Origin of the sequence: Clostridium collagenovorans DSM 3089 (assembly GCF_900130005.1) — a bacterium.
GTDB lineage: Bacteria > Bacillota > Clostridia > Clostridiales > Clostridiaceae > Clostridium_D > Clostridium_D collagenovorans.
In genome coordinates, this window is record NZ_FQXP01000013.1 from 15,896 (window position 1) to 36,651 (window position 20,756).

Below are 20,756 nucleotides of genomic sequence, written 5' to 3' on the forward strand. Positions count from 1 at the left end.
AATAATCTTAAGTTTAATAAAACTAACTTTATGCCTTAATAATTAAGGAAATACGTATATGTACATTCTTCTTCTAAAAATCTATCCTTAATATTTTTGACATAACATCAAGAAATAAATCACCTAATTTACAATAAATAACTTAAAAATATTTTAAATTAACTTTATTTTAACTTACCTACTTATCTTAAATATAAGATAACCTTTAACTTAAAATAAATTTAACATACTAAGTAAGCCAATTTAATTTTATTATTATTTTAATTATAGTATAATCTAATATAATAATTATAAACTTACTATAATGGTACTAATCATAGGTTTACTGTAATTGTTAACCTTATAAAACAAGGGGGAAAAATAATGAGCAAAAATTCTATAATCATAAAAGAGCAAAAGAACATAGCCCTAGTAGCTCACGATAATAAAAAGGCCGAGTTGCTTCAATGGGTAAAAGATAATATTGAAAGTTTAAAAAAACATAATCTTTTTGCAACAGGTACAACAGGGAAAATAATTTCAGCTGAAACTGGACTTAACATAACAAATTTTAAAAGTGGTCCACTAGGTGGGGATCAACAAATAGGTTCAAAAATAGTTGAGGGTGGATTAGATGTGTTAATTTTCTTTTGGGATCCTTTAGAGTCTCAACCTCATGATCCTGACATAAAGGCATTACTTAGAATAGCATCTGTATACAATATTCCTAATGCTACAAATAAATCAACTGCTGATTTTTTAATAACTTCACCTTACTTCACTGATGAATACATAAAAACTACTGATTGTTTTGATAATCATTTTTCTAGAGAGATAAATTTATAACTCCAAGGCAAAGTCAGCTTTTTAGCTGACTTTTTAACAAGGTTTAAATATTTTTAAAATGGTTAATGGTAACCCTTTTAGTTTTGTTTCTTTATTTTGTCTTACATTTATTTTACTTTTTCACTACCATAAAATAGTAATCCGTTCCAAATTCTTCATTAAAATTTCTTTCTACATTTCTTAGCTTTTCTTCTTGATCGTTTTTCAGCTTTGCGTAATTCAATTCTTTAAAATTGCTTTGCATACTATCCATCGCTGTCACCTCTTTTTCATATATTTTTTTGTAATTATCACCTTAACGCCATTGTAATATATATATTGTACAATCCCTTTTTTTTTATTCTTTCGACATATATATTTTATTATGCAATAGAGAAATATTGTAGTTTTTTTGAATATATTTGGTAAAAACTTCTCATATATATATCTATTTTTCCCATCTATGAAAAAAACTTTAAATATTTTAATATATAATGTAAGTCTCATAGGTATCTGATATAATTATATAAAGTTTCATTGAAATTATTTTTATCATTAAATATTAAAAGGAGTAGCAAAATGAAATTATCTACTAGTTTCAAAGAAGGAATTATAAAAAATCTATATATTGTTGCATTAATTTTCATCACTTTCATTGGTATAAAAATTATAAATAACTTTGATTTTGTACTTAAAATTTTAGTAAGCTTTAAAAATGCTTTATGGCCTGTTATTTTAGGACTTATTATTGCTTATGTATTAAATCCACTACTTAAACTTATAGAAAATAAAACTAAGTTTAAACGTGGAGTTAGTTTACTTTTAACTTATACATTAATAGCTATTGTACTAGCTGTATCTATTACATACATACTTCCTAGTATTGTAGAGAGCTTAAAACAACTTACTTATTCTATTCCTGACTTTGTTAGTTCTGCTAACAATGCTATAGAAAAGTATATAGGAAATGATATCTTTAAGTCTTGGCTTAATTCAACGGAAATTTTAAAGACAATAAGTTCATGGAGTACTGCTGTGTTTAACACATTGCTAAGCTCTTTAGTTTCCATAACTGGTTCTCTTATTAACTGGTTATTAGCTATTGTAGTTTCTGTTTATTTCTTATTTGATAAGGAAAGATTTCTTGCTGGAGCAAAAAAGGCTACTTTACTAATATTCAGAGAACGTATTGGACTAGCTATTCTAGAGCTAGTAAACCATATTCATACTATGTTAGGTGCTTATATTGGAGCTAGAGCTTTAATCTCCCTTATTATTTGTGTTCCAGCTGCCCTTGGACTAATTGTTCTTAAATCTGAATTTGTAGTTTTAATAACTGTAATGTTTGGATTAACTAACATGATTCCATATATAGGACCTGCTCTTGGAATGATTATAGGATTTACTTTAAACATGTTCTATAGTCCATCTATAGCATTATTTGTTGTCATATGGTTCTTAATAATTCAGCAAATAGATGCTAACATATTAGATCCTAAATTATCTGGTACAAAGGTAGGTATAAGTCCAGTGACTTGCATCACTGCCTTAGCTATTGGTGGTGCTTTTTATGGAATTGTGGGAATGCTTTTAGCTGTTCCAATTGCTGGAGTAATAAAACTTTACTATGTTAAATTCATAGAAAGATGTGAAAAGAAAAATCCATTTATACAAAAATACATTGATTAAATAACATATCTGCTTTAAAAATCATTGTATGTATTTATTACTTTTATTTTTATTTCAAGATTAAATAATATATATACTTTAAAAATAGCCACATAAATTTAATTTATGTGGCTATTTTTAGGAAAGTTAATTTGATTTTTGTGTAATGTTAATTTTTAAAGTAATAAAAAAAAGCCTTAACATGTTTTTGTTAAGACCTTTTGGCAGGGGCAACAGGACTCGAACCCGTAACCAATGGTTTTGGAGACCACTACTCTACCAATTGAGCCATACCCCTAAGGACAAAATTTATTTTATCATAAGAATTTTTATAATGCAACTGTTTTTTTATAATATATTTTCATTTTTATGCTTTATGCCCTTTTTTATGCACTATTTTCTTCTTTGATAATTTTAAAATTGCCCTTATTTTTAAACCTCTTTACTTTATAAATTTATAATATAATTATCTACACTTTAACAAAGTTTCTAAATTAGAAATCCACTTAAATCTTTAAGTTAATAAAAATTCTTTATTTAAAGAGATATACTAATAATTTTTTAATGCTACTAATGCACAACCTTCAACATAATCTATTCCATTACACTTACAATACTCTATTATTTCATCACTTTCAGCACCTGGTTGAATCAAAACTTTATTAATTCCTAAATCCTTTGCTTCTCTTAAGTACTCAATTCCACTTCTAGAATTTATGCATAAATCTATAATATCTATGCTATAAGGAACTTCCTTTAAGCTACTATATATTTCGCTTCCTCCCTTAGGATGTACCCCTTTTACATTAAAATCATGTTTTTTTAATTCCTCTAGTATTCTATGAGCATATTTTTCACTATTAGCTGTATCACCTATAACTATCCAATTCTTAAACTTTAAAAACTCGCTTGCTTTCATAATTCACACTCTCCTTTTATTTTATTATAGTTTTTTTATTTTAATTTTAATAGCTGAAATCCTATATATTGTCTACCATTAGCAAGATTTTAATTCTGAAAATTATGAATAAGTTATAATATTTTGAAATAAATATTCATATTTTAGGTTGACAAGCTTTCTTGCCTAGCATATAATACTACTCAAGATGAAAATAAATTTTAAAAATGAATATTAACGATAAGTACTTGGTAGAGGTGCTGTATTTATGATTAGCTTTATGGAGTTTAAGCAACGTTGAATTAAAGTGAAAGGAAATATAGCCGAAGTTTTTAATCCTTGCTGTAGGATTATTTGCTGGGGATACATATAAGATGTGTATCACTGTCACATTATTTGTGGAGAGCTATCATTCAACTTGTTTTACACATATAGAATATATTGTTTTACTGTTCTGATTTTTAAACCGTGTATAAATAAGCCTTGAGTGATTCTACTCAGGGCTTTTTTTAAGCCCTAAACTTTCGCTAATATTAAAACTTAGGAGGGTATACACATGAAAAAAAGAACAATTTTCTTCTCGACTTTAATTATGTTATTGCTTTTAAACTTTAATATGGCCTTTGCGACGGATGGTGCAATGGAACCTAAGTCCGTAGCATTAAAACTAGGTTTTCTTACAATATTACCACCTTTAATAGCTATAGTATTAGCTTTCATAACTAAAAATGTTGTTGTTTCATTGTTTGTAGGATTATTTGCTGGAGTATTCTTACTTCAACTTACAGGAGATTTTAATTTCTTCTCTGCGGTTGCAAATTCCTTTTCAGGAGTATTAACTGCAATAATTGGAGCCTTAGCTGATCCATGGAATGCAGGTATAATTCTTCAATGTTTATTTATAGCTGGCTTAATAGCACTAATATCTAAAATGGGTGGTACAAAAGCAATTGCTGAGGCTCTTGCTAAAAAAGCGAATTCACCTAGAAGTTCTCAATTAATAACTTGGTTACTTGGACTATTTATATTCTTTGATGATTATGCTAACTCTTTAATAGTTGGGCCAATCATGAAACCAGTTTCTGATAAAATGAAAGTTTCTCGTGAAAAATTATCCTTTATTATAGATGCAACTGCTGCTCCTATAGCAGGTATTGCTTTAATCTCAACTTGGGTTGGGCTAGAAGTTAGTTTAATAAGAGATGGATTTTTAGAATTAGGTATAGAAGCTAATGCTTACACTACTTTTGTTCAAACTATACCTTATAGATTTTATAATATTTTAATTCTTATATTTATAGTTGTAAGTGCTCTTTTATTAAGAGAATTTGGACCAATGCTAAAAGCTGAAAGAAGAGCTAGAACTACAGGTGAAGTTTTAAGAAAAGGTTCTAATCCTCTAAATGCTGATAATAATGAGCTTGAAGCTAAAGAAGGTGTAAAACTAAGCATTTGGAATGCAATTATTCCTATCTCTGTGTTAATAATAAGTGCCTTCATAGGTTTCTATGTAAATGGTAAAGGTATTATCTTAGGTGATACTGATATGGAAGCTATACGAATAGTAACTGAAGCACCATTTTCATTTAGTGCAATACAGTTAGCTTTCGGTGCTTCTGATGCTAGTGTTGTTTTATTCGGTTCTGCATTATTTGCAAGTATCATAGCAATACTTATGGCTTGCTCTCAAAGAATTTTATCCCTTGGGGAAGCTGTAGAAACTTGGGTTAACGGAATGAAATCCTTAATGATTACAGTAATTATATTACTTCTTGCTTGGTCATTAAGTGCTACTATAAAACAATTAGGTACTTCTCACTACTTAGTTAGTGTTTTATCTAATTCAATACCAGCCTTCACACTACCTAGTATAATATTTGTACTTGCTGGTATTATATCCTTTGCAACAGGAACTTCTTATGGAACAATGGGTATATTAATGCCTTTAGCTATTCCTCTAGGACATGCTATGGGTGGAGGCGACTTTAACTTCTTAATAATAACAATAAGTGCTGTTTTAACTGGTGCTGTTTTCGGAGATCACTGTTCTCCTATATCAGATACAACAATCTTATCTTCAATGGGTACAGGTTGTGACCATATAGATCACGTTAAAACTCAACTTTTCTATGCATTACCTGTTGGTGCTATAGCAATACTATTTGGATATATCCCTGCTGCACTTGGTGCTCCAATATACTTTGTATTACCAGTTGCAATTATAGCCATAGTATTATTAGTTAGATTTGTTGGTAAACCAGTAATAGAACCTGAGGTTGCATCATCAACTACAGAAGTTAATGAAGCAATATAATATGTAAATAACTTTTATTTGATATATAAACAACCCAAAATTTTAAAATTATAACCTAAAAAGGAGTAAAGCAAAAGCTTTACTCCTTTTTAGGTTGTTTTTCTCAATACAAGGTCTGGTTCAAACTCTACTATAGAATTATCTACACAAACTCTATTTTCAATCATATTAACCAGCTTATCACAAGCTGTAGTTCCTATATCATATATAGGCTGTGCTATTGTAGTAAGTTCTGGCTCCACCATAGTACATATAGAGATATTATCATATCCTATAATAGCTACATCCTCTGGTATTCTATACCCTCTTCTCTTTAATACCTTCATTCCACCAATAGCCATAAAATCATTACTATATATAATAGCATCAAACTTATCTAACTTATCTATTATCTCTTCCGTTGCATTTATTCCGCCCGATAATTTAAAATCCCCTTGAAATACATAGCCTTCTTTATATATATCAAATTCCTTCATTACACATTCATAGGCCTCTAATCTTCTTTTAGCAACTTCTAATTCAGCAGGGCCTGTAACAAAAGCTATGTGTCTTTTACCTGAGGTATACAGATATTTTACAGCCTTAAATATACCACTCTTATTACAACAATATACCCCATTATATTCCTTTCTATCATCTATATGTCTATCCACAACTATATAAGGTACATTGTTCTTTTTCAGTAAATCTACAGAGGACTTTATATGTCCTTCAGAAACCACAATCACTCCATCAACCAATCTACCAATTAACAGCTCAAGATACTTCTTTTCCTTTTTACTGTCATTATCAGTATTACACAAAAAAACATTGTATTTTAAGCTATTAGCTCTATCCTCTATTGCTCTAAAAAGCTCAGAAAAGAAAGGGTTTTCAATATCAGGTAACAATACCCCTATTGTCTCTGATTTCTTCGTTGCTAAGCTTCTAGCTATAGAATTAGGAATATATCCTACCTCATCACATATATTTAAAATTCTATTTCTGGTTTCTTCTCCAATGTGCTTGTCCTTTTTACTTATAACCATTGATACTGTAGCCTTAGAGACTCCAGCCATTTCTGCTATGTCTTGCATAGTAATTTTTCCCATAATTTGCATCAGCCCCTATTCCTTAATTATTAACCTTAATAATAAACAAATGAATTCAAATTATAATCTACAATTAAATAGTATATTTTTTAAATTTTCTAACATTTAAAAATATTCCTAATTAACATAGCTCCAATGCACTTATGAAGACTGATCAAATTCCCCAAATTTATAAAAGTTCACTAAATATGATAAATACTTTTTCTAGACATAGACTTTATTATAAAATAAGAATTGTTATTGTTTTATGATACACTGGATTGTTAAGAAGTGTTAAATTTATACGTAACTAATAAATATATCTTTATTCAACCAAAAACTTAGATATCTTTATTATATATAACTGCAAATTAATTAATTTAAACTTCATTTTTTTAAAGATATACCTTTATAATCCCTATTCACACCCTTTCTAACTTTATAAAATTAGTTAAATAAATAACCTTTATCTTAAATTCCCAAAATTTATAACCGTTTTAAAATAAACTATAATAGAAGTATTAACCGGTTTATCCTATATAAACCCTCTAAAAAATAACTTTCATGTTACACATCACAATATATGTATAAATGATAATGCATCATAAAATATATTATAGCAATATAACTTAATTTTATATAGTGTAAATTTTCTAAACTTTTCGCATTTTACGACGAAAAACACATATTTTTCATATATTTTAATATACTTTTATTAATTAAATTTAATTTTATTTTTTTATTTTTTTACAAATGCAAGTTTGCTTTCAAATTTATTTCAATTTGATTTTTGTATCGTTACAAAAAAAATTTGTTTTTTATTAAACAATAAATAAAAACATTTTCATTGCACTAAAGTATTATAGTTCGCCTTTGTATCTTTTTTCTGTTATTTATTTAACTTTTTTTAAAATATATTATATATTATGAAGACATGTATAAAATTTTTATCAAAATACCCCATAATAATTTATAAAAGATTTCTTATGGCGTATAATCTTTAATGTATTTTTTACATTTATTCGGTTGACTTTATTGTATAAATATATTAGACTTTTAATAATTATTAGTAATTTATTTATATGGGGGTAACACAAAGATGAAAGATTTAATATATACTTTACCAAAGAATTTGCATGACGAAAAAAGCCTAATTGAGATATTAACATCTCATCCTGAAATAAAATTCGTATCTTTAATAGGTATTGATTTATGGGGTAATGACACTGACGAAAAAATACCAGTATCTCTGTTATTAGAAGACGTTAATGATTTTCTTAAAAAAGGTGCTCAAACAGATGGTTCTTCTGTTGCTTTACCTGGTATCGCAACTTTAAACAACGCTAAATTAGATATAATTCCTGATTTAGATTGTACTTGGTTTATAGATTATAACTGGGAGCATATTGATGAAGAAACAAACCTTCCTATAGGTACCTTAAGAATACCTTGTTTCCTTAGACACGACAATGTGTTTGTAGATTCTAGATACACTTTAAAGAACGCTTCTAATACATTTAAAAGCTTCATGTGGGATATATTCAAAACTCACCCTGAACTGCTTGAAGATTATAAAATAACTATAAATGATATAGATGATATATTAATTACTGCAGCAACAGAATTAGAATTTTGGGTTAAAACTCCAAATGATAAGGCTCAAGTTGAACAATTATCAACATCTCAAGTTCTTAAGGAGCAATACTGGACTAGAACTAAAGGCCCTGTTAGAACAGCCTTAGAACAATGTATAATGTTACTTGAAAAATATAACTTAAATCCTGAAATGGGACATAAGGAAGTTGGTGGAGTTAAAGCTACTTTAGATCAAGCTGGTTCTTTCTCTCATGTAATGGAGCAACTTGAAATCGACTGGAAATACAACGATGCTCTATTAACAGCAGACTCTGAATTATTTATCAGAAACCTTGTTAAAGAAACTTTTAGAAGAAACGGATTAGATGTTATTTTCTTAGCTAAACCAATAAATGATGTAGCAGGTAGTGGAGAGCATACTCATATTAGTACTTCTTTAAAATTGAAATCTGGTAAGATTATAAATCTTTTAACTGCAACTAAAGAACATTTCTTAAGTAAAATAGGATACGGCGGATTAATGGGTATACTTAAGAACTATGAAATTATAAGTCCATTTGTATCTGCAACTAATGACTCTTTAAGAAGATTAAAACCTGGCTTCGAAGCACCGGTATGTACTGTAACTTCTTTAGGTCACACTGTAGATAAACCTTCTAGAAATAGAACTATATTAATAGCATTAATTAGAGATTTAGAAAATCCTTATGGAACTAGATTTGAGCTTAGATCACCTAACCCTCATACTAACACTTATTTATGTATAGCTACTTTATTCATGTCTATGTTAGATGGAATTAAATACGCTATAGAAAACAATAAGACTGAGGATCAATTATTAGAAGAGCTTTCTAAAGCTCCAGAGGATAGTGCTGATTATTTAGAGAAAGGTAGATGTTATAGAACTGAAAAGAACGTATTTGAAGACTTTACTGAAGAAGAAAGAGAAAAATTCTTTGGTCAATCACCTAAAACAGTATATGAAAATTTATTATTCTTTGATGTTCATAGTGATAAATTAAATACTTTATTATATAATGATGTATTTACTCACAAAATAGTAAATAGTTTTAGAGCTGCTACTCTTTCAAGATGGGTAACAGAAATAGCTAGTAGAGTTTTAAATGATTATAGCGAAGAAATAAGATCAATGAAGAAACTTCATGATAACGAAAAACATTTCGATACTAGTTTAGATGAAGAAAGATGGAATGAAATTAATTCTTTAAGATATACTTTAATGAAGGATACTTTACGTAGCAATAGTCTTTTCACGCAAATAAAAGATGCTATAAACGAAGATAAATACGCTCTTGTTTCTTCTTTAATTGTGAATATAGATGAAAATCTTGATAATTTAAGACATTTATATGAAGCTTATTCTAAGAATATATTAAATTTATAATAAAGATAGAAAAAAGGCTATTTTAAGTTAATTAAAATAGTCTTTTTTGTTACAAACACATTGCATAATTTTCTAAATATTTAATCAAAAATTACATAATTATTCAATAGATTTCTATAAAGTTAACTACTTGTAAATTTATAATTTTTTTATTTATTTCTCTTGTATTCTTAAATTATAAATGTATAATAATATGGGTGTTATAAATACATACTATAAACATTAAAAGTAATATTTATTAATAATAAAGTCTTAGTGTTTATTAAAGTTAATCTTTAAATATACTAATTAAAATTAATATTTATTAATAAGGGAGGGATTCTAATTGAACGATAAGCTATATGCAAATGATATTATGCACTTAGCAGCTAGAATGGGACAAATGGTCTTAGAAAACGGTGGTGAAACCTATAGGGTTGAACAAACTATAAATATAATATGTCGTGCTTACGGTTTTCCACATGCAGAATCCTTTGTTACCCCAACAGGAATAATGATTTCAATAATTGGAGATCAACACAGAACAAAATCCTTAATAAAAAGAATTAATAGTAGAACAGTTAATTTAACTAAAATATCAAAGGTAAATGACTTATCAAGAAGAGTTGTTTGTGAAGGACTTTCCATTGATGAAGTTAATGCTCTTTTAGATGAAATAGACAATACAAGAATTTATAGCAAACGTACTGTAAATCTTTTTACAGCCTTAGGTTCAAGCTGCTTTTGCTTATTATTCGGTGGAAGCTTAAGAGATTTTATCATAACCTTCTTTATAGGTTTATTCATGAGTAATGTTGCTAACCTTCTTGGAAAATTTGAAGTTAATGGATTTTTTATAAATATAATAGGTGGTATTATAGCCGCACTTTTAGCATTAGTTTGTGTAAAAACAGGCTTAGCAGTTCAAGAAGATAAAATTGTAATAGGTTCTATCATGATGTTACTTCCTGGAATAGCTATTACCAATGCAATCCGTGACACAATAGCTGGAGACTTAGTCTCAGGTATATCAAGAACAATAGAAGCCTTTTGTGCAGCAATAGCCATAGCAATTGGTACTGGTGCTGTCTTTAATATTTGGTTCTCTATTTTTGGAGGTGTTTAGTTTATGTTACTTAACTCCCTATATTCTTTTATGGGTTCTTTGTGTTTCGGTGTACTGTTTAATGTTAAAGGTCTTAATTTATTAGTTGCTGGTATAGGTGGCGGACTTGGATGGTTTTCTTATGAAATATTCAATGCCATAGGTGCTGTAGGTTCTACTTATGCACTTTTCATAGCAACCATAATAATAAGTATTTATTCTGAGGTTATGGCAAGGGTTTTAAAACAACCTGTAACTATCTTCGTTGTTTCAGCTATGATACCTCTTGTACCAGGAAGTGGTATGTATTATACAACCTTCCAAGCTATTAGTGGAAATTTAGAAGCCTCTGTAAGCTTTGGTCTTAAAACTCTATATGATGCTGGTTCTATAGCAATAGCTATAATATTTGTTTCAACCTTAGCTAGAATTGTAAAGTTTAAGAACAAAAAACATATTTCTAATATGGCAACCAACTTAGAAAGTGATGAATCTACTCCAAGTGTAGTTTATGAAACTGGCTCTGAGAAAGTATTTGCAACTATAAATACTGAGGACAGCGCTGACTGCGACATAAATAACGAAGATAATAAGGATAGTGATAATAGCATATCTTCTAAGGACAATGATTCTGAAGAGGATGATGAATATGATGATATACTTATTGATACTGAATCTATAAAGAAAACAAATAAAACTTTCAGCCCTGATGAGAGTAAAAAAGATAATATAGAAAATAAAAAAGAGTAGTGTATTATGATACATTACTCTTTTTTATTACCTCCATAAAGTCCTCTCCATATCTTTCAAACTTAACTTCCCCTATACCCTTAATTAAAAGCATATCCTCTTTATTAATAGGTTTTTTAGCACTTAACTCTTTTAATGTTGCATCAGAGAATATTATATATGGAGGTATCTTTTCATTTTCAGCTATAACTTTTCTTAAAGCTTTTAATTCATTAAATAGACCACTCTCACCCTTTGTATTTTTAGATGTAGCTTCTATCCTCATATATATAGTTTCACTTTCTTTTATAAACTGAACTGCCTTATTAGTTAACTTAACTATACTAAACATATCCTTAGTTAAAGCAAGATATTTTTCTGAAATCAAATAGTTTATAATCTCTTTTATCTCGCCAATAGTATAATTTTTTATAATTCCATAGGTTGATAGCTTATCCATAGCTAAAGCCAATATTTTTTGGTTTTTAGAGCCTCTAAGCACCTCTGCAATCAATCCAACTCCATAGGATTCCTTCATTCTATATACACATGATATTATCTTCTGAGATTCTACTGTTATATCCTTAAGTTCATAATCCTGAGTACAATTACTACAATTGTGGCAATTATCCCAAGTAATATCCTCTCCAAAGTATTCTAATATGTATTTCCTTAAACATTTATTAGTATGACAATAATTATCTATACTTTGGAGTTTATCATACTCTATGGCAGCTCTATCAGAATTAGCTATGCTAGTGTTTATCAAATACTGCTGAGTATTTATATCCCTTGAGTCATAAAGTAGAATACATTCCCCTTCTTCTCCATCACGTCCAGCTCTCCCAGCCTCCTGATAATAGGATTCAATATTTCTAGGAATGTTATAATGAATTACGAATCTTACGTTAGACTTATCGATACCCATACCAAAAGCATTAGTAGCTATCATAACTTTAGCATCATCATATAAAAATAAGTCCTGATTCTCTTTTCTTTCTTCATCCTCAAGACCACCATGATACTTAGTAACACTAAAATCTAATTTTTTTAAAAAGATATACAACCTCTCTACATCTTTTCTTGTAGCAGCATATATTATTCCACTGCTCTCAATATTACTTTTCAAATAATCTACTATGTAAGATTTTCTATCCCTACTTTTAACAACCTTAAAACTTAAATTATCTCTATTAAATCCTGATACATAAATATTAGGTTCCTGAAGCTCTAACAACCTTACAATATCATCTTTTACAAGCTCCGTAGCTGTAGCAGTAAAAGCACTTATAACAGGCCTAGGATTTAGATCCTCAATTAAGGAAGATATCATTCTATAACTAGCTCTAAAATCATGACCCCATTGTGACACACAATGAGCCTCATCTATGGCTATTTGATCTACAGGTAATATCATAAGTATATTTCTAAAAAGATGGCTCTCAAGCCTTTCTGGAGCCACATAAATCAATTTGTAGTCTCCCATACTAGCTCTATGAATTATTGTATTTAATTCTTCATTACTCAAACTACTATTTATATATGCTGATTTAATTCCCAAACTATTTAGAGTATCCACTTGATCCTTCATCAAAGATATTAATGGTGAAATAACTATTGTTACACCCCCAAAATACATTGCAGGTATTTGATAACAAATAGACTTTCCTCCACCAGTAGGCATAATCCCAAAAGTATCTCTGTGAGATATTATACTTTCTATTATTTCTCTCTGCCCTTCTCTAAAATCATCATAGCCATAATATTTTTTTAAAATTTCATTTATACTAAGCAGAATCATATCCCCCTTATTACTTTGTAAACATTAGTAAGGTAGATATGATTTCATCTAACTTCTCTACTGGAATGCACTTTTCATCCTCAGTAAAACATTTATTAGCATAGTTTTTAAACATTATTACTCCAACCTTGTTCATCGCTGCCTTAACTGCACTTACCTGCACCAAAATATCTCTGCAGCATCCATTTCCTTCAACCATTCTTTCTATGCCCTTAACTTGACCTTCTATTCTTCTAAGTCTTACTAATAAATCTTTATTTACCTCTTTTAGTTTTTCATTAGAATCCTCTTCCACAACCGTATTTACTTTGTTCTCATCCATCATTTAAACTCCTCTCCACTAAACTAAAACATAAAAAACTTAATAAATTATATAATCTATTTTCCCTTAAGACTTTTATTCATATATATTCCCTATATTTTCTCACACTTAATATCCACATAAATATATATATTAAAATAAATGTTAAAACTACATTTTAAGACTTTATATTAATATATTGTGATGCTTTATTTCAATATATTAATATTACAATACTTTATTTCAATTAACTTCTAATTTGAAAACATAAATTTATTTTCTTATTTATCAGATAAGATTATACCATTGATAAATTCTTTACTCAACTTATTAAAATATATAATAACTTTATTCAGTTTTTTATATATCGTTACAAAGAATATATAAAATATCTCCTTTAGTCATATTAACTATTATAATAAAAAATATCCTTTAATTTCATAATAAATTTCATATAAAGAAAATTTCCCTATATATTATATAATGCAATAAAATTATATAGCGCAATAAAAAAGCCACTAAGAGCTTTTTCTTAGTGACTTATTATTTACATTTTTTTAAGTTGCAACTTACTATTCATTAAGTATGACAATATTAGCATTAAAGCTACAGTTACCATAGAAGATACTTCTATCTTTACAATCATTAAAAATATTGCGTAAATAGAAAGTAACATTCCTGCGAGAGTTATTGGTATACCCTTAAATACTCCATCAAAGTCAGTTATGTTGTACTTAGCTAATCTATATGCACCTGCAATCGGGAATATTAAAAGAATACAATAACCTATGATACCGAACTGATGTAATGCAGTCATATTAAAAATTAGCACAGCGGGTGCAACCCCAAATGATATTATATCTGCTAAAGAATCTAATTCTTTTCCTAAAGGACCATCTACATTTAACTTTCTGGCAATTCTGCCATCATACCTATCAAATAACGCAGCAGCAACAATAAAAAGAGCTGCTAACGAATAATTTTCCATTCCTGTACTACTCATCATTAATGATAAAATTCCGCAACCTAAATTGCTAAATGTAAACAAGTTAGGAATAGCATTTTTTATTTTTTCCATACAATCTCCTTCCTTTTTTAATTAATATATAAATAATATCGAATATTGGAGATAAAATCAACCTTATAATAATTAAGTTTTTCTTACACTTCACTCTTAAAACTTAGTAAATAATTAAATTTTTCTTTTAATCCCCTCCTTTATTTTACTACTAATAAATATATTTTATCACTTTATAAAAATTTTTAAAACCTTTTCGGCTTACATTTGCATAAATTAATAATAGAAATAGATACTATAACTAAATTTTTTAGTTATTAAACTAAATTCTATATATAATTTCTATAAATATATTAAAATTATGAATATTTTTATATTTAGTCGTAAATACTATAATATAAGATTTTTAGTATGTTAATAATGAAATTAAAACTATTGACTTTTAATGTTATTAATGTTATGATTTAACCATAAATAAAGTCGAACTTTGTTTGATTAGGAGGTAAATTGTATGAAATCAACAGGGATTGTTAGAAAAATTGATGAATTAGGCAGAATAGTTATTCCAATAGAATTAAGAAGAACTTTAGATATTGAAATTAAAGATTCTTTAGAAATATTCGTTGATGGTGAACACATTATATTAAAGAAATATAACCCTTCTTGTATCTTCTGCGGAAATGCAAGAGACGTTGTAAACCACAAGGGTAAAAATATTTGCCAAAACTGTTTAAATGAATTAAAATCAAATTCTTAATTTTAACTAAATTATATTAATACTAATTAATTTAAGTAATTTAGATAATTTAAGTATTTTAACCGCTTCAATTAAAATAGCAGGTGCTTTAGGGTACCTGCTATTTTTATACCTTCTACTTTTTAGAAAATCCATAAACTAAACATCCTACACCAAATCCAATACCACTAAAAATTAATCCAAATCCTAAAACTTTACTGGCATTCTTTATTTTCCTTTGTCTTAAAGTATACTTAATAGGTAATTCTATTTCTAAATCTAACTTTTGTCTCAATGCTTCAGCCCCCTTTAAATTATTTATTAAGCCATATATATATTATATAATAATTTTAATTTAATATATTTATCATTAAAATTATATACTTAAATTCACAATTTCATCTCGGAAGTTTAACGTTAAAATCGCATTTTAACTTATTTTTTAATACATTGTATAAACCCCCTTTAAGGTTATAAATGACCCTAAAGGGGGTAAACTTTTTTATTATTCTTCTTTTTGATCTTCTTTAATAGCTATTCCTAATTCATTTAATTGTTTTAAATCAACTACATTTGGTGCCTCTGACATTGGGCAATATGCGTTTTGATTTTTAGGGAATGCTATAACATCCTTTATGTTATCTGTACCAGCTAAGAACATAACTAATCTGTCTAGTCCATAAGCTATTCCACCATGTGGAGGTGGTCCATATTTGAATGCTTGAAGTAAGAATCCAAATCTTTCCCATGCACTTTCTTGTGTAAAGCCTAAAGCTTTAAACATTCTTTCTTGAGTTTCAGAGTCATGTATTCTTATACTTCCTCCACCTAACTCTTCACCATTTAAAACTATATCATAAGCCTTTGCTCTAGCTTTTTCCGGTGCTGTTTCTAGTAATTCTAAGTCTTCATCCTTAGGGCTTGTGAATGGATGGTGTTTTGCAACATATCTGTTTTCTTCTTCATCATACTCAAATAATGGGAAGTCAGTAATCCATACAAACTCATAATTATTGTTGTCTTTTAATATTTCTAATTGCTTAGCAAGCTCTAATCTTAAAGCACCTAAAGATTGTAATACAACCTCATCTTTATCAGCAACTATTAATATTAAATCTCCAACCTTAGCACCAGCAGCTTCAATTAAAGATTTTAATTGTTCTTCACTGAAGAATTTAGCTATAGGTGATTTTATTTCTTCTTCTGATTTATATGCAATCCAAGCTAATCCTTTAGCTTTATATGTTTTTACAAATTCGCCTAACTTATCTACTTGCTTTCTTCCCATAGAAGCACAGTTTTCTGCAACTACGCATCTTACTGAACCACCATTCTCTAAAGCACCTTTGAATACAGCAAATTCAGTATCTGCTACAGCTTCAGAAATATTTTTTATTTCCATACCAAATCTTAAATCTGGTTTATCTGAACCGTATTTATCCATTGCTTCTGAGTAAGGCATTCTTCTTATTGGAAGAGATACATCTACACCCTTTACTTCTTTAAATATTCTTTGAATTAATCTTTCGTTTATAGCGATAATATCATCTTCTTCAACGAAAGACATTTCACAGTCTATTTGAGTAAATTCTGGTTGTCTATTTGCTCTTAAATCCTCATCTCTAAAGCATTTTACTATTTGGAAGTATCTATCATAACCAGATACCATTAATAATTGCTTAAATATTTGAGGTGATTGAGGTAATGCATAGAACTTACCTGGGAAGTTTCTACTTGGAACTAAGTAGTCTCTTGCTCCCTCTGGCGTACTCTTAGTAAGCATAGGTGTTTCCATCTCTAAGAATCCGTTTTCATCTAAGAAATCTCTAACAATCTTAGTAGTTTTATGTCTTATCATTAAAATCTTTTGCATATCTGGTCTTCTTAAATCCAAATATCTATATTTTAATCTAACATTTTCTGCTGCATCAAGATTTTCTTTTATATAAATAGGAGGAGTTTCAGATTCTGATAATATTTTTATCTCTGCACCCTTTAATTCTACTTTTCCTGTTGGTAAATGATCATTTGCAGCCTCTCTCATAACTAGTTCACCAGTTACTGCTATACAGAATTCTGGTTTTACTAAATCAGATTTTTCAAAGGCTTCTTTATTTATAGCTTCTCCAAATACAACTTGAAGTAATCCAGTTCTATCTCTTAAATCAATAAATACTAAACCTCCAAGATTTCTTTTTCTTTGAGCCCATCCCATTACAGTAATTTTCTGTCCAACATGGCTTTCTCTAGGCTCACCACACATCATGGTTCTCTTTAAGCCTTTAAGCGCTTCTCCCATATTCTGTTCCTCCTTGTAAATATGTTTAATGTTATTTATCCTATACCATAGGCTTATTAGTCAAATAATACTAAATAATTTTTATTTAAAATCCATCTTTCATTATACAACGTATATCAAAAACTATTCAACTATTTTAGTAATATCTAAGTTTTAATTAATATTCTACCATATTAATCTTTTTACTTATTCCTTAATAAGCATTACCTCTAAAAAGAATGAAGAGGTTTATTAGAATATATATCCTTAACTTAGAAAGTACTTCCCAAAGTTAAGGATATATATTTTATCTTTTTAATATACTTATTATCTTTTCTATGTTACATAAACTAGATGTTATTTTTTCACTGTTATTCATATCTTTTATTTCTATTATACCTGACTCTATTTCAGAGTCTCCTAATATAACTGAATATCTAGCATCTATTTTATTTGCAAACTTCATTTGCGCCTTTACACTTTTACCTAAGTGGTCACATTCACATTTAATATTTTCACTTCTTAAAGTGTTAGCTAATTTTATAGCTTCTATAGATCCTCTTTCACCCATAGAACCTATGTAAATATCCATATAATTTGGTTTAGGTAATTCTATCTCACTTTGCTTTAATGCTAATAGTAATCTTTCAATTCCCATACCAAATCCAACTGCTGGTGTATCAGGTCCACCTATTTCTTTTATTAAGTTATTGTATCTTCCTCCACCACAAAGAGTACTTCCATCCTTATCAATGAATTCAAATACTGTTATAGTGTAATAGTCTAATCCTCTTACTATTAAAGGATCTATATTATAAGGTATTCTTAAAGCTTCTAAGTATTCTTTTAACTTACTAAAGTGAGCTACACAATCCTCACATACATAATCTAAAATGCTCGGTGCTTTATCTACAATAGATTTACAGTGCTTATTTTTGCAGTCTAAGATTCTTAAAGGATTCTTTTCAAATCTAGTCTTACATACATCACATAACTCATCATATTGTTCTTTTAAATATGCCTTTAGAGCCTCATTATATCTTGCTCTACAAGTTGGGCAACCTATATTATTTATATTAAGAGATACCCCCTTGATTCCTAATCTTCTATAAACTTCCCATATGATACTTATAATCTCCGCATCTGATGAAGCTTCTTTAGACCCGAATATCTCTACTCCAAATTGGTGGTGCTGTCTAAGTCTTCCCTTTTGAACATTCTCATATCTAAAAGCAGGAGTGAAGTAAAACATTTTTGTTGGTTGAACATCACTATATAAACTGTTTTCTATAAATGCTCTAACTACTGGAGATGTACCCTCTGGTTTTAAAGTCATACTTCTATTTCCTTTATCATCAAAAGTATACATTTCCTTTTGTACTACATCTGTAGTATCCCCAACGCCTCTTTTAAAAAGTTCTGTAGATTCAAACATAGGAGTTCTTATTTCTCTACAACCATATGTACCTGCTATTTCTCTAAACATTTCCTCTAAGTATTGCCACTTATATGAATCCTTAGGTAATAAATCCTTCGTGCCCTTTGGCGCTACAATATTCATCTGTAAACCTCCCTTAAATTATTTATATAAGGTGTCTAAGAAAGCTTTTTTCTTTTCAACCATTTCATAAATTCTATTTGTATATTCATCTATATCTTTTAAATTTCCCAAACGCTCTATTTTATCATTTTCCTTATAAACAACCTTACTTACAGCATCTGCTCCTAAGGCTATAATAGTTTGTCTGTCTTCCATCATTTCTATGTTGTATATACATTCTGAGCCTGTTTTAGAATATCCTATGTTCTCCATATTACCTACCATGTTTTTTTGTCTATACATATAGTATGGGTTCATATTAAGTTCTTTAGACAATTTCACTGTAGTATTATACATTTTATTTAACTGATCCTGCGTTGCTATCTCATATTTTACATTGTTTAATATATTCTCATGTAATCTAGAAGCCCTTTTTACAGACATTCCATGAACCGTAAAGCTCTCTGGATTAAGTTTCTTTATATCCTTACAAGTCTTTTCTATATGCTCTAGCTTTTCACCTGGAAGCCCTACAATCATATCCATATTAATGTTATAAAATTCTAATTCTCTAGCCATTTTAAAAACTTCTTTAACATCATTTACAGAGTGATTACGTCCTATTAATTTTAAGGTTTCGTCGTTCATACTTTGAGGATTTATGCTTATTCTAGAAACCTTTAAATCCTTCATAGTTTTTAACTTATTATAAGTTATACTATCAGGTCTACCACATTCCACTGTAAATTCTGCAATATCTCTACTAAGAACTAAATTCTTATAGATATCCTCCATAACAGCTTTAAATTCCTCATCATTTACTGCAGTAGGTGTTCCTCCTCCAAAATAGACGCATTCTACCTTCAAACCCCTATAGTCTATATATTTGCCTATCTCTTTTATTTCGTAGCTTAATGCCTCTAAATAAGCCTTCACCTTCCCTTTAAACTTTCCTGATATAGGATTAGCTGCAAAGGAACAGTATAAACATCTTGTAGGACAGAATGGCATTCCTATATATACACTAATAGTCTTGTAGTCTCTATTAATAAATTCTATCTCTCTTTTAGCAACATCTATACAAAGTTGTGCCTTGTTTTCTGAAGTTAAAAACACCTCTTTAAATTCATTTATGATGTCTTCATCATTCTTGCCTTCTCTTATCATAGTCATAGCTCTTTTAGATGGTCTAATTCCTATTAAAGTACCCCAAGGTAACTCTTTAGAGGTTTTCTCACTAAAATATGTAAATATACCTTTCTTAAGTTCTTCCTTAAAGGTATATTTTTTTTCGAAATCATATTCCCATTGGTCATCATCACATTTTATATTGATTTTGCTATTTGATACCTCAATAGAATAATCCTCTTCATCATCAACAAAATCTATGTCTCTAAAATCACAAAATAAATTTATCATTTGATAAACATCATATCTGTAATTCATATCATTTAATTTTATTTTTAAAGTATGATATTTTAATTCTTTATCTTTCATTATTTTGCTCCAAATTA

General features: G+C 28.6%; 17 protein-coding genes, 1 tRNA gene and 1 riboswitch. Of the genes, 7 read left to right on the plus strand and 11 right to left on the minus strand.

The window, feature by feature from the left end:
* Nucleotides 1–363: 363 nt before the first annotated feature.
* Nucleotides 364–825 carry a methylglyoxal synthase gene (locus BUA48_RS13705; protein ID WP_072832634.1) on the plus strand — a complete coding sequence of 154 codons (462 nt, stop codon included), beginning with the start codon at nucleotides 364–366 and terminating at the stop codon, nucleotides 823–825.
* Between the two features lie 112 nt (nucleotides 826–937).
* Here BUA48_RS13705 and BUA48_RS13710 read toward each other — a convergent pair whose 3' ends face one another.
* Nucleotides 938–1,078, minus strand: coding sequence for a polynucleotide phosphorylase (locus BUA48_RS13710; protein ID WP_072832635.1), 141 nt, complete (start codon nucleotides 1,076–1,078; stop codon nucleotides 938–940).
* Nucleotides 1,079–1,383: 305 nt separating this feature from the next.
* Here BUA48_RS13710 and BUA48_RS13715 point away from each other — a divergent pair, with 305 nt between their 5' ends.
* Nucleotides 1,384–2,493, plus strand: coding sequence for an AI-2E family transporter (locus BUA48_RS13715; RefSeq protein WP_072832636.1), 1,110 nt, complete (start codon nucleotides 1,384–1,386; stop codon nucleotides 2,491–2,493).
* A gap of 201 nt (nucleotides 2,494–2,694) precedes the next feature.
* Here BUA48_RS13715 and BUA48_RS13720 read toward each other — a convergent pair.
* A tRNA-Trp gene (locus tag BUA48_RS13720) sits at nucleotides 2,695–2,770 on the minus strand.
* 252 nt (nucleotides 2,771–3,022) lie between these two features.
* Complete coding sequence (locus BUA48_RS13725; protein ID WP_072832637.1) at nucleotides 3,023–3,391, minus strand: CoA-binding protein; 369 nt, start codon at nucleotides 3,389–3,391, stop codon at nucleotides 3,023–3,025.
* A gap of 223 nt (nucleotides 3,392–3,614) precedes the next feature.
* Nucleotides 3,615–3,787, plus strand: a riboswitch (Lysine riboswitch).
* Between the two features lie 139 nt (nucleotides 3,788–3,926).
* On the opposite strand from BUA48_RS13725, the gene BUA48_RS13730 reads away from it, so the two are divergent.
* Nucleotides 3,927–5,684, plus strand: coding sequence for a Na+/H+ antiporter NhaC family protein (locus tag BUA48_RS13730; RefSeq protein WP_072832638.1), 1,758 nt, complete (start codon nucleotides 3,927–3,929; stop codon nucleotides 5,682–5,684).
* An 89-nt stretch (nucleotides 5,685–5,773) separates the two neighbouring features.
* Here BUA48_RS13730 and BUA48_RS13735 read toward each other — a convergent pair whose 3' ends face one another.
* Nucleotides 5,774–6,775, minus strand: coding sequence for a LacI family DNA-binding transcriptional regulator (locus BUA48_RS13735; protein WP_072832639.1), 1,002 nt, complete (start codon nucleotides 6,773–6,775; stop codon nucleotides 5,774–5,776).
* 1,078 nt (nucleotides 6,776–7,853) lie between these two features.
* Between BUA48_RS13735 and BUA48_RS13740 the strand changes: the two genes are divergently transcribed.
* The 3 genes from BUA48_RS13740 to BUA48_RS13750 all read left to right on the plus strand — a co-directional run bounded on the left by BUA48_RS13740 (nucleotide 7,854) and on the right by BUA48_RS13750 (nucleotide 11,589).
* Nucleotides 7,854–9,755 (plus strand): type I glutamate--ammonia ligase, encoded by a 1,902-nt coding sequence (locus BUA48_RS13740; RefSeq protein ID WP_072832640.1) that lies wholly within the window; start codon nucleotides 7,854–7,856, stop codon nucleotides 9,753–9,755.
* 325 nt (nucleotides 9,756–10,080) lie between these two features.
* Nucleotides 10,081–10,860 (plus strand): threonine/serine exporter family protein, encoded by a 780-nt coding sequence (locus tag BUA48_RS13745; RefSeq protein WP_242944358.1) that lies wholly within the window; start codon nucleotides 10,081–10,083, stop codon nucleotides 10,858–10,860.
* Between the two features lie 3 nt (nucleotides 10,861–10,863).
* The gene (locus BUA48_RS13750; RefSeq protein ID WP_072832641.1) at nucleotides 10,864–11,589 is read left to right on the plus strand and encodes a threonine/serine exporter family protein; all 726 of its coding nucleotides are present in this window, start codon (nucleotides 10,864–10,866) and stop codon (nucleotides 11,587–11,589) included.
* Between the two features lie 4 nt (nucleotides 11,590–11,593).
* Here BUA48_RS13750 and recQ read toward each other — a convergent pair whose 3' ends face one another.
* From recQ to pssA, 3 genes are all read right to left on the minus strand, one after another.
* Nucleotides 11,594–13,369: a DNA helicase RecQ gene (gene recQ / locus BUA48_RS13755; RefSeq protein WP_072832642.1), complete on the minus strand. Its 1,776-nt coding sequence runs from the start codon at nucleotides 13,367–13,369 to the stop codon at nucleotides 11,594–11,596.
* 10 nt (nucleotides 13,370–13,379) lie between these two features.
* Entirely contained in the window at nucleotides 13,380–13,691 is a 312-nt protein-coding gene (locus BUA48_RS13760) for a metal-sensitive transcriptional regulator (protein WP_084666365.1), read from the minus strand.
* A 526-nt stretch (nucleotides 13,692–14,217) separates the two neighbouring features.
* Nucleotides 14,218–14,748, minus strand: coding sequence for a CDP-diacylglycerol--serine O-phosphatidyltransferase (gene pssA, locus BUA48_RS13765; protein WP_072832643.1), 531 nt, complete (start codon nucleotides 14,746–14,748; stop codon nucleotides 14,218–14,220).
* 451 nt (nucleotides 14,749–15,199) lie between these two features.
* Here pssA and BUA48_RS13770 point away from each other — a divergent pair, with 451 nt between their 5' ends.
* Nucleotides 15,200–15,445, plus strand: coding sequence for an AbrB/MazE/SpoVT family DNA-binding domain-containing protein (locus BUA48_RS13770; protein ID WP_072832644.1), 246 nt, complete (start codon nucleotides 15,200–15,202; stop codon nucleotides 15,443–15,445).
* Between the two features lie 115 nt (nucleotides 15,446–15,560).
* Here the strand turns inward: BUA48_RS13770 and BUA48_RS15665 are convergent, their stop codons facing one another.
* The 4 genes from BUA48_RS15665 to BUA48_RS13785 all read right to left on the minus strand — a co-directional run bounded on the left by BUA48_RS15665 (nucleotide 15,561) and on the right by BUA48_RS13785 (nucleotide 20,739).
* A complete protein-coding gene (locus BUA48_RS15665) occupies nucleotides 15,561–15,719 on the minus strand; it encodes a hypothetical protein (RefSeq protein ID WP_178138990.1) in 159 nt (52 codons plus the stop codon).
* Nucleotides 15,720–15,929: 210 nt separating this feature from the next.
* Nucleotides 15,930–17,723: an aspartate--tRNA ligase gene (gene aspS / locus BUA48_RS13775; protein ID WP_072832645.1), complete on the minus strand. Its 1,794-nt coding sequence runs from the start codon at nucleotides 17,721–17,723 to the stop codon at nucleotides 15,930–15,932.
* Nucleotides 17,724–18,009: 286 nt separating this feature from the next.
* Nucleotides 18,010–19,263 carry a histidine--tRNA ligase gene (hisS, locus tag BUA48_RS13780; RefSeq protein ID WP_072832646.1) on the minus strand — a complete coding sequence of 418 codons (1,254 nt, stop codon included), beginning with the start codon at nucleotides 19,261–19,263 and terminating at the stop codon, nucleotides 18,010–18,012.
* 18 nt (nucleotides 19,264–19,281) lie between these two features.
* Nucleotides 19,282–20,739 (minus strand): coproporphyrinogen III oxidase, encoded by a 1,458-nt coding sequence (locus BUA48_RS13785; RefSeq protein ID WP_072832647.1) that lies wholly within the window; start codon nucleotides 20,737–20,739, stop codon nucleotides 19,282–19,284.
* Nucleotides 20,740–20,756: the final 17 nt, after the last annotated feature.